At 59.8% G+C, this 13,219-nt stretch carries 13 protein-coding genes; 7 read left to right on the top strand and 6 right to left on the bottom strand.

Going from position 1 to position 13,219, the window contains the following annotated elements; all coding sequences use genetic code 11:
* The first annotated feature begins 15 nt into the window (after window positions 1–15).
* Together ACR9ZQ_RS38090 and ACR9ZQ_RS38085 are read left to right on the top strand one after the other, a co-directional pair.
* Complete coding sequence (locus tag ACR9ZQ_RS38090; RefSeq protein WP_481430430.1) at window positions 16–1,344, top strand: Rieske 2Fe-2S domain-containing protein; 1,329 nt, start codon at window positions 16–18, stop codon at window positions 1,342–1,344.
* Between the two features lie 92 nt (window positions 1,345–1,436).
* Window positions 1,437–2,396 carry a PDR/VanB family oxidoreductase gene (locus tag ACR9ZQ_RS38085; RefSeq protein ID WP_481430429.1) on the top strand — a complete coding sequence of 320 codons (960 nt, stop codon included), beginning with the start codon at window positions 1,437–1,439 and terminating at the stop codon, window positions 2,394–2,396.
* A 156-nt stretch (window positions 2,397–2,552) separates the two neighbouring features.
* Here the strand turns inward: ACR9ZQ_RS38085 and ACR9ZQ_RS38080 are convergent, their stop codons facing one another.
* The 5 genes from ACR9ZQ_RS38080 to ACR9ZQ_RS38060 all read right to left on the bottom strand — a co-directional run bounded on the left by ACR9ZQ_RS38080 (window position 2,553) and on the right by ACR9ZQ_RS38060 (window position 7,446).
* Window positions 2,553–3,371, bottom strand: a complete 819-nt coding sequence (locus tag ACR9ZQ_RS38080) for an ABC transporter permease (RefSeq protein ID WP_481430428.1) — start codon at window positions 3,369–3,371, stop codon at window positions 2,553–2,555.
* Between the two features lie 2 nt (window positions 3,372–3,373).
* Window positions 3,374–4,192 carry an ABC transporter ATP-binding protein gene (locus ACR9ZQ_RS38075; protein WP_310382222.1) on the bottom strand — a complete coding sequence of 273 codons (819 nt, stop codon included), beginning with the start codon at window positions 4,190–4,192 and terminating at the stop codon, window positions 3,374–3,376.
* Window positions 4,193–4,265: 73 nt separating this feature from the next.
* A complete protein-coding gene (locus ACR9ZQ_RS38070; RefSeq protein ID WP_037115559.1) occupies window positions 4,266–5,051 on the bottom strand; it encodes an SDR family NAD(P)-dependent oxidoreductase in 786 nt (261 codons plus the stop codon).
* Between the two features lie 68 nt (window positions 5,052–5,119).
* On the bottom strand, window positions 5,120–6,112 hold the full coding sequence (locus ACR9ZQ_RS38065) for an ABC transporter substrate-binding protein (protein WP_481430427.1): 993 nt from the start codon (window positions 6,110–6,112) through the stop codon (window positions 5,120–5,122).
* A gap of 302 nt (window positions 6,113–6,414) precedes the next feature.
* Window positions 6,415–7,446: a nitrilase-related carbon-nitrogen hydrolase gene (locus ACR9ZQ_RS38060; RefSeq protein ID WP_481430426.1), complete on the bottom strand. Its 1,032-nt coding sequence runs from the start codon at window positions 7,444–7,446 to the stop codon at window positions 6,415–6,417.
* A 160-nt stretch (window positions 7,447–7,606) separates the two neighbouring features.
* Here ACR9ZQ_RS38060 and ACR9ZQ_RS38055 point away from each other — a divergent pair, with 160 nt between their 5' ends.
* The gene (locus tag ACR9ZQ_RS38055; protein ID WP_310382226.1) at window positions 7,607–8,302 is read left to right on the top strand and encodes a GntR family transcriptional regulator; all 696 of its coding nucleotides are present in this window, start codon (window positions 7,607–7,609) and stop codon (window positions 8,300–8,302) included.
* 7 nt (window positions 8,303–8,309) lie between these two features.
* Here ACR9ZQ_RS38055 and ACR9ZQ_RS38050 read toward each other — a convergent pair whose 3' ends face one another.
* Window positions 8,310–9,239 (bottom strand): dihydrodipicolinate synthase family protein, encoded by a 930-nt coding sequence (locus ACR9ZQ_RS38050; protein WP_481430425.1) that lies wholly within the window; start codon window positions 9,237–9,239, stop codon window positions 8,310–8,312.
* A 159-nt stretch (window positions 9,240–9,398) separates the two neighbouring features.
* On the opposite strand from ACR9ZQ_RS38050, the gene ACR9ZQ_RS38045 reads away from it, so the two are divergent.
* The 4 genes from ACR9ZQ_RS38045 to ACR9ZQ_RS38030 all read left to right on the top strand — a co-directional run bounded on the left by ACR9ZQ_RS38045 (window position 9,399) and on the right by ACR9ZQ_RS38030 (window position 13,128).
* A complete protein-coding gene (locus ACR9ZQ_RS38045) occupies window positions 9,399–10,076 on the top strand; it encodes an SDR family NAD(P)-dependent oxidoreductase (RefSeq protein WP_481430424.1) in 678 nt (225 codons plus the stop codon).
* A gap of 19 nt (window positions 10,077–10,095) precedes the next feature.
* Entirely contained in the window at window positions 10,096–10,779 is a 684-nt protein-coding gene (locus tag ACR9ZQ_RS38040; protein ID WP_481430423.1) for an SDR family NAD(P)-dependent oxidoreductase, read from the top strand.
* 209 nt (window positions 10,780–10,988) lie between these two features.
* Entirely contained in the window at window positions 10,989–11,675 is a 687-nt protein-coding gene (locus ACR9ZQ_RS38035) for a dimethylsulfonioproprionate lyase family protein (protein WP_481430422.1), read from the top strand.
* A 169-nt stretch (window positions 11,676–11,844) separates the two neighbouring features.
* Window positions 11,845–13,128 (top strand): cystathionine gamma-synthase family protein, encoded by a 1,284-nt coding sequence (locus ACR9ZQ_RS38030; RefSeq protein WP_310382231.1) that lies wholly within the window; start codon window positions 11,845–11,847, stop codon window positions 13,126–13,128.
* The last annotated feature ends 91 nt before the right edge of the window (window positions 13,129–13,219 follow it).

Raw genomic sequence — 13,219 nt, 5'->3', positions numbered from 1 at the left:
ATCAAGGAGACAAGCATGATCACTGCCGAGGAAAACGAACAGCTCTGCCGCGTTGATAAGGGCACGTTGATGGGCAATTTCTTCCGCCAGTTCTGGATACCGGTCTGCATGTCGTCGGAGCTGAAGGCGGACGGCGATCCGATACGCCTGATGATCCTCGGCGAAAAGCTCGTCGCCTTCCGCGACAGCGAGGGCAGGGTTGGCGTGTTCGACCATCGCTGCCCGCACCGCTGTGCATCGCTGTTTTTCGGGCGCAATGAAATGGGCGGCATTCGCTGCGCCTATCACGGCTGGAAATTCGACGTCACCGGCAAATGTCTCGACCAGCCGAACCTCGAGGACAAGTCGAAATATCCGGCCGGTACGCCGGCGATTGCCTATCGCGTCAAGGAATCCGGCGGTCTCGTCTTTGCCTATATGGGCGAGGAGCAGGCCAACCCGCCGGAACTGCCGGAGCTCGAAGCCATCATGGCCGAGGGCGACGACCGCAACATCGCGCTGACCCACCGTGACTGCAATTACATGCAGGCGCTCGAAGGCGATATCGACACATCGCATCTGGGCTTCCTGCATGTCGGCGGTATCGATGGAGAGAAGCTCGATCTCAGCGATCCGGAAGTCTTCACCGTCACCGAGAAGGCGCCGAAGATCAACGTCTCGGTGATGCCGTTCGGGACCATGTATTCGGCGCAGCGAAACGCCTATGAGGGAACCGAACACCACCGTTTCGCGAGCTATGTCTTCCCCTTCTGGGTCACCTATCCGGGTGGCGAGATCGAAGGCAATATTACCGCCAACGCCTGGGTTCCGATCGACGACACCTCGACCATGATCTTCAACATCGATCTTGGTCGCAAGGATGGCCGGAAGAAGAACCTGAAATACAAGGATGGGACGCCCGTCGGCGGCCTTGCCCGGCCGCTTGAATACCATCCCAACACCACCGACTGGAAAGGTCGCTGGCGCCCGGTCAAGGATCGCTCCAACGATTACGGGATCGACCGCGAGTGGCAGCGTAATGGCGACAGCTATACCGGCATCGTCGGTGTGCCGCTGCAGGACCAGGCCATCCAGGAGTCCATGGGATTTATCGTCGATCGCGATATGGAGCATCTCGCCGCTTCAGACCGCATGGTCATCCTGACGCGCCGCGTCATGCTCGACGCAGCCAAGGAATATGCCGAAAGCGGCAAGCTTCCAGATATCGTCCGCCAGCCGGAACTGGCGCGTGATGCCCGCGGCGGCGACATCGTCGTGCCCCACGGTACCGATTGGCTCGAGGGCTATGAGGAAAAGATGGCTGCGATCAAGGGTTATCGACCGAAGCTGTCGGCCGCCGAATGATGGACGGCAGCTACCCCCATGTGAGCGGTGCGGCAAACGCGCCGGTCCCATCCATCCCGACGAGCGAGCCCGTTCAGGAGCAAAGGAGCGATATGGCTGAACCCGCGGTTCTTTCCCTGCGGATCCTGGCGATCCGCTATGAAGCGGAAACGATCCGCTCCTTCGAACTCGTCTCGCCCGATGGTGGGTTGCTGCCTTCCTTTGCGCCGGGCGCCCATATCGATCTTGCGTTGCCCGGCGATCTCTCCCGCAGCTACTCGCTGACGAGCGACGGCCATAGGCCGAAAAGCTATGTGATCGCCGTCAACCGGGACGCGTCGAGCCGTGGTGGCTCGGCCTATCTCTGCGAGACCGCCAGGGTCGGCGATATCGTCACGGTTCAGCCGCCACGCAATAATTTCGCTCTGGAAGAAGACGCGGATCAGACCGTCTTCTTCGCCGGTGGTATCGGCATTACACCTGTCGTCGCGATGATCCGTCGCATGGAAGCGCTTTCGAAGGCCTGGAAGCTCATCTATGCCGGACGCAGCCGCCGAAGCGCTGCCTTCGTCAGAGAACTCGAGCACCTGGAGGCAATCGAGCCCGGCCGCGTCCTGTTCCATTTCGACGACGAGAAGGGTGCAGTCCTGCAGATTGCGGACCTCGTCGCATCCTCTCCTGACGATGCGCATCTTTACTGCTGCGGCCCGGCCCCGATGATCGACGCCTTCAAGAATGCGGCGGCAGCACGTCGGGACGAGACGGTTCATGTCGAGCATTTTTCGGCCACGGTCGAGCAGTCGGCCACCTCCTTCACGGTGGTTCTGAAGCGTTCTGGTAAGGAATTTCTCGTCCCGGCGGGCAGGACGATCATGGACGTCCTGCAGGACGCCGGCATTCGCGTCGCCTATTCCTGTCGGGAGGGCGTCTGCGGTACCTGCGAAACTCGTGTTGTCGAGGGTGTGCCGGATCACAAGGACAATGTTCTCTCAGCGCGCGAACAGGCTTCCAACAAGCTCATCATGATCTGCTGCTCGGGCGCTAGGAGCGGCCGGCTTGTTCTCGATCTCTGATTCCATAATCCGACAAGCATTAACGACGAAGCCCGGCCAGAGAGCTGGGCTTCGTCGTTTGGGTGCTTCGTCGGTCACTGGCGATCCGCGATCAGTGCAGCCGAAAAGAAAACGCCGCCCGTTGGGCGGCGCGCTCACTACACCTAGCTTGCAGCCCTATCCCCTGTCCGCAACGGCCGTGCTCTCCTTCCAGGGGATGGCGATCCGCTCGATCCGTTCCAGCACGGCAAAGAACATGACGCCGATGAGCGAGATCACCACGACGGAGGCGAATTGGCGAGCAATGTCGAAATTCGCGCCGGCAATCAGGATCAGGTAGCCGAGACCCTTATCCGCACCGATGAATTCGGCGACGATGGCGCCGATGACTGACAGCGCCGTTGCAAGCTTCAGACCTGCAAAGATGCTGGGAAGTGCCTGCGGCAGGCGGAACTTCCAGAAGGTCTGCCAGCCGCTCGCACCCATGGAGCGTGACAGGTAGATCATCTCCCGCGAGGCAGACTTCAGTCCCATGACCGAATTGATGACGATCGGGAAGAAGGACAAGAGGACCACGATGACGATCTTCGGGGCCATTCCGTAGCCGAACCAGGTCAGCATCAAGGGCGCGATGGCAACCTTCGGAATCGTCTGGCTGGCGACGATCAGCGGATAGATCGCCTTTTCCATAAAGCGTGAATAGACGATCATGACCGCCAGTGGCACGCCGACGGCGACGGAACACAGGAAGCCGAGCAGCACTTCGCTCATTGTAACCAGCGCGTTCGGCGCCAGGCGATGTGCGTTTTTGACGATTTCCTCGAATATGTCCGAGGGCGGAGGAAGAATGAAAGCGGGAACCTGAGCAATACGGACGCAGAGCTCCCAGATGATGAGGAGGCCGGCAAGGGCCCAGAGTGCCGGAGGAACTGCGCCGAGGGCGCGTGAAACCAGGTTCTGGCGGTATTCGATGCGAGTGTCGGCAATCGGTGCCATGATCAATACTCCTCGCGAAAAACGCCAAGTCCCTTGAAGATTGCCGTCAGCTCCCGCGTATAGGCGGAAAATTTCGGATCCTCGCGCATGGCAAGTCGCCGCGGGCGCGGCAGGTCGATATCGATGATCCGCTCGATGCGGCCCGGACGCGGCGACATGACGACCACCCGGTCGCTGAGGAAAATCGCTTCCTGGATCGAGTGGGTGATGAAGAAGACCGTCATCTCGTTATCGGCGCAGAGACGCAGGAGATCGATCTGCAACTGGTCGCGGGTCATGGCGTCGAGCGCACCGAAAGGTTCGTCCATCAACAGAAGCGGCGGCCGGTGCAAGAGCGCCCGACAGATCGATACGCGCTGGCGCATGCCGCCGGACAGTTCCTTCGGATAGGCGTCCTCGAAGTCTTCGAGCGAAACCATCTTGAGCAGCTGACGCGCCCTGTCTTTCGCCTGGGCCATATCGGATTTGCGGACTTCCGCCTGTAGCAGAACATTCTGCAGGGCGGTGCGCCATTCAAGCAGCACGTCTTGCTGGAAGACGACGCCTGCTTCTGCGTTGGGTCCGTCGATATGCTTGTCGCCGACCATGATGCGGCCGAGCGATACCGATGTCAGGCCGGCAAGCAGCATCATCAGCGTGCTCTTGCCGCAGCCACTCGGTCCGAGCACCGAGACGAACTCGCCCTTACCAATCGACAGATTGATGTCTTGAAGCGCATGCACCGTACCCTTGCGGGTCTCGAAGGTTTTCGAGACGCCGGAAATGGCGATGTGCTTCGACGTCACCTTGGGAATGCTGTGTTGTGATGGAATGGCGTTCATCTCTGCATCTGGGTCTGACCCATCTCCTGTGAGGCCCCGGGGCCGAGAAATTCCGTACGGGCGAGCCGCCCATTCAGATCGAGCGAATGGCGCCGCCATCGACACGCAGCATGCTGCCGGTGACGTAGCTTGCCGGTACCCCGGCGAGAAATGCTGCGACGGCGCCGAATTCTTCCACGGTGCCGTAGCGTTCGGCCGGAATGGTTGCGGCTGATTCTGCGCTGATATCCTCGACCGGTCGTCCGCTGCGTTCGGCCTGGGCCGCGTCGAGCGATCGCGTTCTTGAGGTTGCGATCCGCCCCGGTAGCAGCATGTTGACGGTCACGCCGTCTTTCGCCACTTCACCGGCGAGGGTCTTCATGAAGCCGACGAGCGTCGAACGAAGCGCGTTGGAAATCGGCAGATGCGGGATGGGCTGGACGACGCCGCTGGAAGCAATGGTGATGATCCGGCCCCATTTCTGCGCCCGCATTGCCTGTACGAGATCGAGTGTCAGCGACAGGACGGGACGAACCATGGCGTCGAACTGCGCAGAAACGATATCGACATCGACTCCCGAGGGAATGCCAGGTGGCGGGCCGCCGGTATTGTTGACGAGGATATCAACCCTACCCTTGTTGCGTGCGGCTTCGCTGATTTTGCTGGCAGCATCGGGATCGGAAAGATCCGCTACTGCGAGATAGCACCTGGCCTGCTGATCCTCGGGCAGGCTCTGTCGCGCGGCTTCGAGACGATTGGGCGAGCGGCCGCTGAGCGTGACGCTCGCGCCTTCGGCAAGAAGCGCCTTGGCGACAGCAAGGCCCAACCCCTGGCTGGCGCCAAGTACCAACGCGTGTTTGTTGTTCAGTCCGAGATCCATGGGGAAGTCCGCGCCCCTGCGGGCATTTCGATGAGATGAAGGTGGCGCGCGCGCCACCCGGGAGCGCATCAATTGGCCGGCAGGTAGGATCCGTCATAAATCTTGGCGGGGGTCAGGCCGGGGGCCATGCCGCTGTATTTCTCAAGAAGCGAGATCGTCAGAGTAATGTCCTGCTCGGCGACCCAGCCATAGGGCTTGCCCTCGGAAGCGGCCGTATGCTCGTATTTCGGCATGTTCTTAATCTCGCCCTTCATCCCTTCTTCGTTGGAGTCAGGGCGGGCTTCCATCAAGATCTTCAGCGCTTCGTCGGGATTGGCCGCAGCTTCGGCCTTGCCCTTCTGCAGAGCGGCCAGGAAACCGCGAACGGCATCCCCGTGTTTCGTCAGATAGTCTTTTCGAACGATGACGCTCGAACCCAAAATGTTCACACCGTAATCGGCAAACAGCATGGGCGGCTCGATGGCGGCCCGTTCGGCGACCTTGTCGCCATCTGGATTGGCCCAGCCGTTGATGAAGTCGACATCGCCCTTCAAAAGCGCGACCCGGTCGCCGCCGCCATTGATCATGATGACATTGACCTTGTTCATATCGACGCCATTGGCCTCGGCGAAGGCTTTGATCATGCCGTCCTCGAAATTACCCGCATCGGTACCGAGCCGCTTGCCCTCGATATCCTTCGGGCTGTTGATGCCGGAGCCCTTGAGGCTGATGATCGATGTCGGGTCCTTTTGGAGCAGACCGGCCACGGCAACGATTGTGTCGGCGCCGGCTGCCTGCTGCGCCTGCGCCAGCGCGCCGAGGCCGGCAATGCCGATTTCGAAATCACCGCTTCCGACGGCCTGAATGGTGCCGGTGCTGCCATTGCCGTCGACGATGTTCACGTCGAGGCCCTTTTCGGCGAAGTATCCCTTGGCGGCTGCAACGAAAATCGGCGCATCCACGCCGCCGGCGACCCAGGCCAGCCGGAGGTTAATCTTCTCATGATCCTGTGCGAGAGCGTTGCTCGCAACGGGCGCGCAGAGCATCGTCAATCCGACGAGCGGCATCACCAGATGCTTCATTTTTTTCCTCATCTCGATCCCCATTTCTTATGTTGGCATTCAGATGGTATGCCAAGGGAATATCGCGTGTCAATGTGTCGATGTTGCAATATTAAGCACCATCACTTTGTGATTATTTTATATGCAAAGCAACGTTTGAAGGGCCGCAAAGTGGCCGAGTTTGCGACCCGCAATTGTTCGTGTCGGGTTCTGAAGTAGGGGCAGCGAGGTTGGCGCCTCAGCGCGCTCCTCATGAGCCCTCCATGGACTTTATACCGGTGCAGCCAGAAGTCTGGCCGTCCCCGTCGTGATGGCGGCGACGCTCAGGCGTCGATATTGCGAATGATCCGTGCGGCCGTCAGGTTGGAAATCGCCTTTTCGTGGACGGGCGAGAGCTCGGAATAGGTTTCGAAAGCCTTCTTGGCGAGCGCATCGACCGGATAGAATTCAGCAGCCGAGAAATAATCGCGATACATTTCCCAGCGCGTTCGCAGGAGGGCATTGCCCATATTCGTATCCCGGCGGGCTGATTGCAGCGCGCCGATATCGATCACGGCACTCGCCGCGAGGCTTTCGGCGTCGGATCCCTCAAAGGCCAAATAGTTTCCGTTGAAGTCGACGATTTGCGAATGCCCGCCGCGCTCCTGGTCCGAAAAGCCGATCTGCCCCGAAACATTGGTGCTGATGAGGTAACACATATTTTCCGCGGCACGGCAGATCTTGGCGGCGTCGGCCCGCGCATTGGCTGGTTCATTGGAAGGATGCAGCAGGACTTCCGCACCCCGCATCATGAAGACGCGTGAGAGTTCCGGCACGCTGACCTCGCCGCAGGGGAAGATGGCAAGCCGGCCAAGTTCGGTATCGGCGACAGGAAAGATCCCGTCTTCGCCATAGGCCTCGCGATACTGGCTGAGAATATCATGCGGCGAGGTCCAGCTTGCCGTGTTGATGCGCCGGTAGCGCAGGATGATCTCGCCTTTGGCATCGAGCAGGAAGGAGGAATTGAAATAGCGGTCGGGCCAGCGCGGATCGACCTCGAAGTGATTGCCGGCAATGTAAATGTCGTGCTGGCGTGCGATGGCCGCAAGGCGCTCGGTGATCGGTCCCGGAATGGTGGTGCAGGCGCGATCGATCCATTCGCTGACGGGCGTTGCGCGCGGCGGGCCTTGAAAGACGAATTCCGGCAGAACAACGAGCCTGGGCGGCAGTTCGCTTTTGCATGCTGTTTCGATCAGCCGGACCGCCTCATCAAGGTTCTCCTCGATGATCTGCCATGCTTCTTCCCGCGTTTTCGCATTGCTGGCGATCTTGCTGTCCATTTGGATGCATGTTGCTCTCCACGGTTGAATCGACATTAATATCTCCTTTAGTAATATAGGTGTTCCAATGGAATACCAATGGCACGCAGTCGTCAATATGGTTCGTGGCTTCCACGCGCGGTGACTGTGCAAGCAAAATCGATTGCTTCACAGGCAAGGTTGGTATATCGCCGGTCCACCAACTAACGGGGTTCGAATGACATTTTCCGATACGGCGGCGGCGGGGCGTGTCTTCCCGCTTTCAGCAGAAGGCGAGCCCAGCCTCAGCGAATTTGCCTATGCGCAGATCCTGGATCTGATCCTGTCCGGGCGCCTCCAGGCCGGTGCCGTCCTGCAGGAACGCAAGCTCGCCGAGATGCTGTCGATTTCGCGTACGCCCGTGCGCGAGGCGCTCGGCCGGCTGGAAACGGAATCGCTTGCCATGCGCCGGCAGGGCCGGATGCTCGTCGTTGCGGATGTGAGCATCGAAACCTACATGAACCTGCTTGATATGCGCCGGATTCTCGAAGTTGAGGCAGCCGCGCGCGCCACTGGGCAACTGGCGGCTGATGAAGCGGAGAAGGTGCGCGTCGCGATCCGCGGGCTGCTGCAGCTTCCTAAGATCACGCCGGCCGACCACTGGTCCGTCGATGATCTCGTGCACGGAACGATCGCCGAAGCTGCCGGAAATCCGATGGTTGCCGCGGCGATCCGAGACCTGCGCCGCCGCACCCATATCTTCAATACGGCGCGCATGCCCCATCGCCTGCAGCCGGGCGGCAGCGAGCATATGGCCTTGATCGATGCGGTTGCCGGCGATGATCCCCAACTGTCGCGCCGGCTGATGGGCGATCATCTCGACAATGTGCGCGATGCCATCATCGACTTCATCCTCGGGCGGCGGAGAGGCTGACACCAGCCTATCGACTAAGCGCGGCCAGACGTCGCTCCTGCCGCAGGATCAACCGCTCGATCTCCTCGATCGCAGTCCTGGAAAGCGGTGTGCCGGGGCGGCGCTGCGCTGAACTGCGGATTGCGCCGCGTCGCGCAAGGACGTGTTTGCGCGCGCCGAGCCCGATGCCCGGCTGCTGCTCGTAGCGAACGAGCGGCAGGTAAGCATCGAATATGTCCTGTGCCCGGTCAATGTCTCCCGCAGCAGCAAGTGCACAGACCTCGACCATCATTTCAGGGTATCCGAAGCCGGTCATCGCACCATCCGCACCCCGCGCAATTTCCTCAGGCAGGAAGATGCCGCCATTACCGCAGAGAATCGAGACGCGGCGGCGGCCATTGACTTCGGCTTCGCGGAGCGCAGTGATCTTTGCAAGCCCCGGCCAGTCTTCATGTTTGATCATGACGATGCTCGGGCAGGTTTCGATAATGCGGCCAAGGCTATCGTTGCTGATTGACACGCCAGTGGATAGTGGAAAGTCCTGCAGCACGACGGGAACGTCGCTGCCGAGCGCGTCCACGATCTGCTGATAATAGCTTATGATCTGCTCGTTGGTTTTCAGATTGCCGGGCGGCGCCACCATGACGCCCGCCGCTCCGAGATCCATCACAGCCTTGGTCAATTCGCTGATTGCCGCAAGCCCCGGCGCCGATACGCCGACGACGACGGGCTTGCCTGCGGCGCGTGCGAGTGTTTGTCTCGTCACGGCCAGGGCTTCCGTATAGGTCAGCTTCGGCGCCTCACCCATCATGCCGAGAATGGTCAACCCGTCGGCGCCTGCCTCGAGATAGAAGTCGGTGACGCTGTCGACGCTCGCAGTGTCGATCGCTCCGTCTTCGGCAAATGGGGTTACAGCGATGACGTAAACGCCCTTGCTGCTGGTACTGATCAGGGACATTGGATGATCCGTTTTTAGCGAGTGGCAGGCCTCTGACGTCTTTTGTGAACGCGTGTCGCTGATGCTGCACGCCGTCTCAACGAAAAAATTGTCGGAGGGAGTTGCGCGATTCTTGTTTTGGTATACCGTTGATATTCCAATCGCATGAAGTGAAATCGAATGTCAACGATCCTTATCTCAGGCGCAAATCGGGGCATCGGCCTCGAGCTTGCCCGGCAGTTTGCGGCAGACGGCTGGACGGTCCTCGGAACCGCCAGAGATCCGTGCACCGCGTCCGAACTTGCCAGCATATCGGGCGCAGAAGTGTTTACCCTGGATGTCACGCAGAAGAGCTCGATCGAGGCTCTTTATGTCGATCTCGATGGCGTTCCGATCGATGCGTTGATCGCCAATGCCGGTATTGCGGTCAATCTCGAAGCCAAACCGGCAGAGGTGACGCAGGAGGACTTTTTGAAGGTGGTCGAGACGAACACCTTCGCACCGCTTGCGCTTGCTGCGGCGCTGAAACCGAATCTGCTTGCGGGAAAGCTCAGGATCGCCACTGCCATGTCGAGCCTGATGAGCTCGATCGGCGCCAATGACTGGGGAACGCAATATACCTACCGCGCTTCCAAAACCGGCCTGAACGCAGTTTGGTCGGCATTGGCGAGGGAATGGAAGGACGACGGGATTATCTGCACCTTGTTGCGGCCGGGTCTTGTCGCGACCCGGATGACGAACTTCAACGGCATCGCCGTGGAAACGAGTGTGGCCGGCATGAAGAAGGTCCTCTCGGGGCTGACGATTGCCGATTCCGGCCGCATCATCGGCTATGACGGTACCGATGTGCCCTGGTGAGAAGGAGGATAGCGACGCGATGCCAACTGTATTGATTACCGGAGCGAATGAAGGGCTCGGTCTGCAGCTTGCGATCCAATACGCGACGATCGGCTGGGAGGTGATGGCCGCCTGCAGCGATCCCCTCGACACGCGCCTGTCTGACAAATTCGGAGAGCTCATCAACGATTTGCCCTACAACGCTCTGGAGGAAGGCTCGGCGCGAAACCTGGTCGACTGCCTTGACGGTCGCGCCATCGACGTCGTCATTCTGAATGAAGGCATATCCGACGAAGACGGCCTGCTGCCCGAAGCGATCACCTTGGCGCACTGGCGGCCGATCATGGTCGCAAACACGTTCGCGCCGCTTCATCTCGCGAGCTTTCTGGAACCAAACCTTAGGAAAGGCGAGCTCAAGATCCTTACGGCGGTGTCGAGCCATGCTGCCTCGATCAGCAGGTTCCAGGAGCCGCGCCGCTTCGCCTATCGCGCATCCCAATCCGCTCTGAACCAGATGTGGCGCAACCTGTCGGTCGAATGGAGATCTTGGGGCTGCATCTGCCTGCTCCTCGAACCTGGAAAGTTTCGCGTTTCGAACGCCGACGATCAGGGCCTCCCCGATACTGATAGCGTTGCAGCCGGTTTTCGGTCCTTCATAACGGCAGCAAACCGAGAACACAGCGGCAGACATTGGGCCTATGACGGAACGCCGATACCGTGGTGAGGCCTGCTGCCCGATCCCGTTCCCGTTCCAGCGCGATTCTGCCAATTCTAGACATCGTCGAGCCTTCATGCAGACTTGGCGCGAAGTTTTGAGAGGAAGTCTTCAAGACGAAACTATCGGATGAGATTAACAGGCGCTCTGCAGATTGATCAGAGTCCTTGCCGGATCTAGGCGGGGCACTGTAGGGAAGGTTCTGCACGGAGAACGTCATGGGCAGGACAATCAAACGAGACGCAGATCTACTCATCACCGATGAGAAAGAGCCGGTGAAACACAGGCTGCGCGAACGAGGCGCCGCGGAACGCCCGGTGGAGCTCGACAATTTCCTGAACTTGCTGGCCCGCGCGATGCTGCATCCATCGGCTTCGACGATGGCGAGCTTTGTCGCAGGTAAAGTCTTTCAAAAGCTTGAACGTACGGGAACGCTGCGCGACAAGCGGCTCCACGATACCGGAATCCCTTCCGGCCTTGAGGCTGCTCTTCAAAATGCAATCGCCGCTCGAGACATTTACGCCGAGGTAGCGCAGAGCGTTTGGCGCTTGGCTGAATCACTCGTGTGGATCAGAGGCAGAAGTGGACCATTTGCCAGTCTGAACTTTGAGAGGGCCCATGCACACAGCGTGATTGTCGGTCCCGGCGGCCTGGAAGACCGGGCGGATATCCGGGTCGGCCTCACCTATATGGAACCCTATAGCCGCTTTCCGGATCACGTACAGCGGTTTTCACGGGCCTTCCTGCTGCTTTCTCCATGCGAACTTTCAATAGCCGGAGACAGCTGGTTTTCGACCGGAATAGGCGGCGTCTTTGCTGCGGAAGCGGGACAGTCATTTGCCATGCGTTGCACCACCACCCCGCTTCTTGCGGTCTGGTGTCACGTTGAAGAGCTCGGAAGGTGATAGCGAATGCAGGCGCCTGCGAACCTGCACACCTCGCACAGGCCGTTCAATTCAGCAAATTTACCTGGCCATCTGCCAACGGGTGTTTCTCTGTCGCCGCAGCGCTCCAGATAAGAACAAGGCGCGGGCACATTGATGCCTGCAAGCCGCTAATTGAGGGAGACGTTCCATGACTGCACCGCATCCTCCAAGAACCCATATCGGCAATCATCCCCTGCATCCGGAAACCCAGATGCTGAACTATGGCTATGATCCGGAACTCTCCGAAGGCGCGGTCAAGCCGCCCGTCTTCCTGACGTCCACGTTCGTTTTCAACTCCGCCGAAGACGGTCGCGATTTCTTCGATTACGTCTCTGGTCGGAAAGAACCGCCGGAAGGCAAGGGGGCGGGCCTCGTCTATTCGCGCTTCAATCATCCAAACAGCGAGATCATCGAAGATCGTCTGGCGGTCTACGAGCGAGCCGAGAGCGGCGCGGTATTTTCATCGGGCATGTCCGCCATCGCCACGGTCCTGCTTGCCTTCGTCCGTCCGGGAGATGCCATCCTCCACTCACAGCCGCTTTATGGCGGGACGGAAACATTGCTTGCGAAGACCTTCCTCAATTTTGGCGTTTCCGCCGTCGGTTTTGCCGACGGCGTCAGCGAAATCTCGGTAAGGGCCGCGGCCGAGGAAGCAATGGCCAGGGGCCGCGTCTCGGTCATCCTCATCGAGACGCCCGCAAACCCGACCAATAGCCTTGTCGACGTCGCGATGATCCGGCGGGTTGCCGATGCGATCGGTCAGAAGCAAGGCCATAAGCCTGTGGTCGCCTGCGATAACACGCTGCTCGGCCCGGTCTTTCAGCGCCCGATCGAGCACGGCGCAGACATTTCCCTCTATTCCCTGACCAAATATGTCGGCGGTCATTCGGATCTGATCGCTGGGGCCGCGCTCGGCAGCCGGGCGCTCATCAAGCAGGTGAAGGCGCTTCGCGGCGCCATCGGTACTCAGCTCGATCCACATTCATGCTGGATGCTCGGGCGTTCGCTCGAAACGCTACAGATCCGCATGGAGCGGGCCAACAGCAATGCCAAGGCGGTGGCGGATTTCCTGAAGCAGCATCCCAAGGTCGAGACAATCCATTACCTTCCATACAGCGATCCCGATTCCGCCGTCGGCAGGACATTCGCGGCCCAATGCAGCGGCGCTGGTTCGACGTTCTCCTTCGATATCCACGGCGGCCAGCCAGCCTCGTTCCGGTTTCTGAACGCGTTGAAAATCTTCAAGCTTGCCGTCAGCCTCGGGGGAACGGAATCCCTGGCATCGCATCCGGCAACCATGACGCATTCCGGCGTGCCAGCCGAGGTGCGCCAGCGTATTGGCGTCCTTGATGCAACGATCAGGCTGTCGATCGGCATCGAACATCCAGACGACCTTATTGCCGATCTCACCCTGGCACTCGACGCAGCGTAAGTCGTTAGCGTAAGCCTCGTCGTCGCCCCCGCAACCATGCGATGGCGGCGTCAGTGCCGAGCCCGATATTGGTTGGCTGAAGCGCCGGGAA

The sequence above is a fragment of the Rhizobium sp. KNZ14-9A genome (assembly GCF_056755015.1).
Note: the sequence above shows the minus strand (reverse complement) of the source record. Positions and strands in the feature narration are given on the sequence as shown.

What these genes read in the sequence shown, in the direction of transcription:
- ACR9ZQ_RS38090 (WP_481430430.1), top strand. Translation starts at nt 16, where the DNA reads ATGATCACTGCCGAGGAAAACGAACAGCTCTGCCGCGTTGATAAGGGC.
- ACR9ZQ_RS38085 (WP_481430429.1), top strand. Translation starts at nt 1,437, where the DNA reads ATGGCTGAACCCGCGGTTCTTTCCCTGCGGATCCTGGCGATCCGCTAT.
- ACR9ZQ_RS38080 (WP_481430428.1), bottom strand. Translation starts at nt 3,371, where the DNA reads ATGGCACCGATTGCCGACACTCGCATCGAATACCGCCAGAACCTGGTT.
- ACR9ZQ_RS38075 (WP_310382222.1), bottom strand. Translation starts at nt 4,192, where the DNA reads ATGAACGCCATTCCATCACAACACAGCATTCCCAAGGTGACGTCGAAG.
- ACR9ZQ_RS38070 (WP_037115559.1), bottom strand. Translation starts at nt 5,051, where the DNA reads ATGGATCTCGGACTGAACAACAAACACGCGTTGGTACTTGGCGCCAGC.
- ACR9ZQ_RS38065 (WP_481430427.1), bottom strand. Translation starts at nt 6,112, where the DNA reads ATGAAGCATCTGGTGATGCCGCTCGTCGGATTGACGATGCTCTGCGCG.
- ACR9ZQ_RS38060 (WP_481430426.1), bottom strand. Translation starts at nt 7,446, where the DNA reads ATGTCGATTCAACCGTGGAGAGCAACATGCATCCAAATGGACAGCAAG.
- ACR9ZQ_RS38055 (WP_310382226.1), top strand. Translation starts at nt 7,607, where the DNA reads ATGACATTTTCCGATACGGCGGCGGCGGGGCGTGTCTTCCCGCTTTCA.
- ACR9ZQ_RS38050 (WP_481430425.1), bottom strand. Translation starts at nt 9,239, where the DNA reads ATGTCCCTGATCAGTACCAGCAGCAAGGGCGTTTACGTCATCGCTGTA.
- ACR9ZQ_RS38045 (WP_481430424.1), top strand. Translation starts at nt 9,399, where the DNA reads ATGTCAACGATCCTTATCTCAGGCGCAAATCGGGGCATCGGCCTCGAG.
- ACR9ZQ_RS38040 (WP_481430423.1), top strand. Translation starts at nt 10,096, where the DNA reads ATGCCAACTGTATTGATTACCGGAGCGAATGAAGGGCTCGGTCTGCAG.
- ACR9ZQ_RS38035 (WP_481430422.1), top strand. Translation starts at nt 10,989, where the DNA reads ATGGGCAGGACAATCAAACGAGACGCAGATCTACTCATCACCGATGAG.
- ACR9ZQ_RS38030 (WP_310382231.1), top strand. Translation starts at nt 11,845, where the DNA reads ATGACTGCACCGCATCCTCCAAGAACCCATATCGGCAATCATCCCCTG.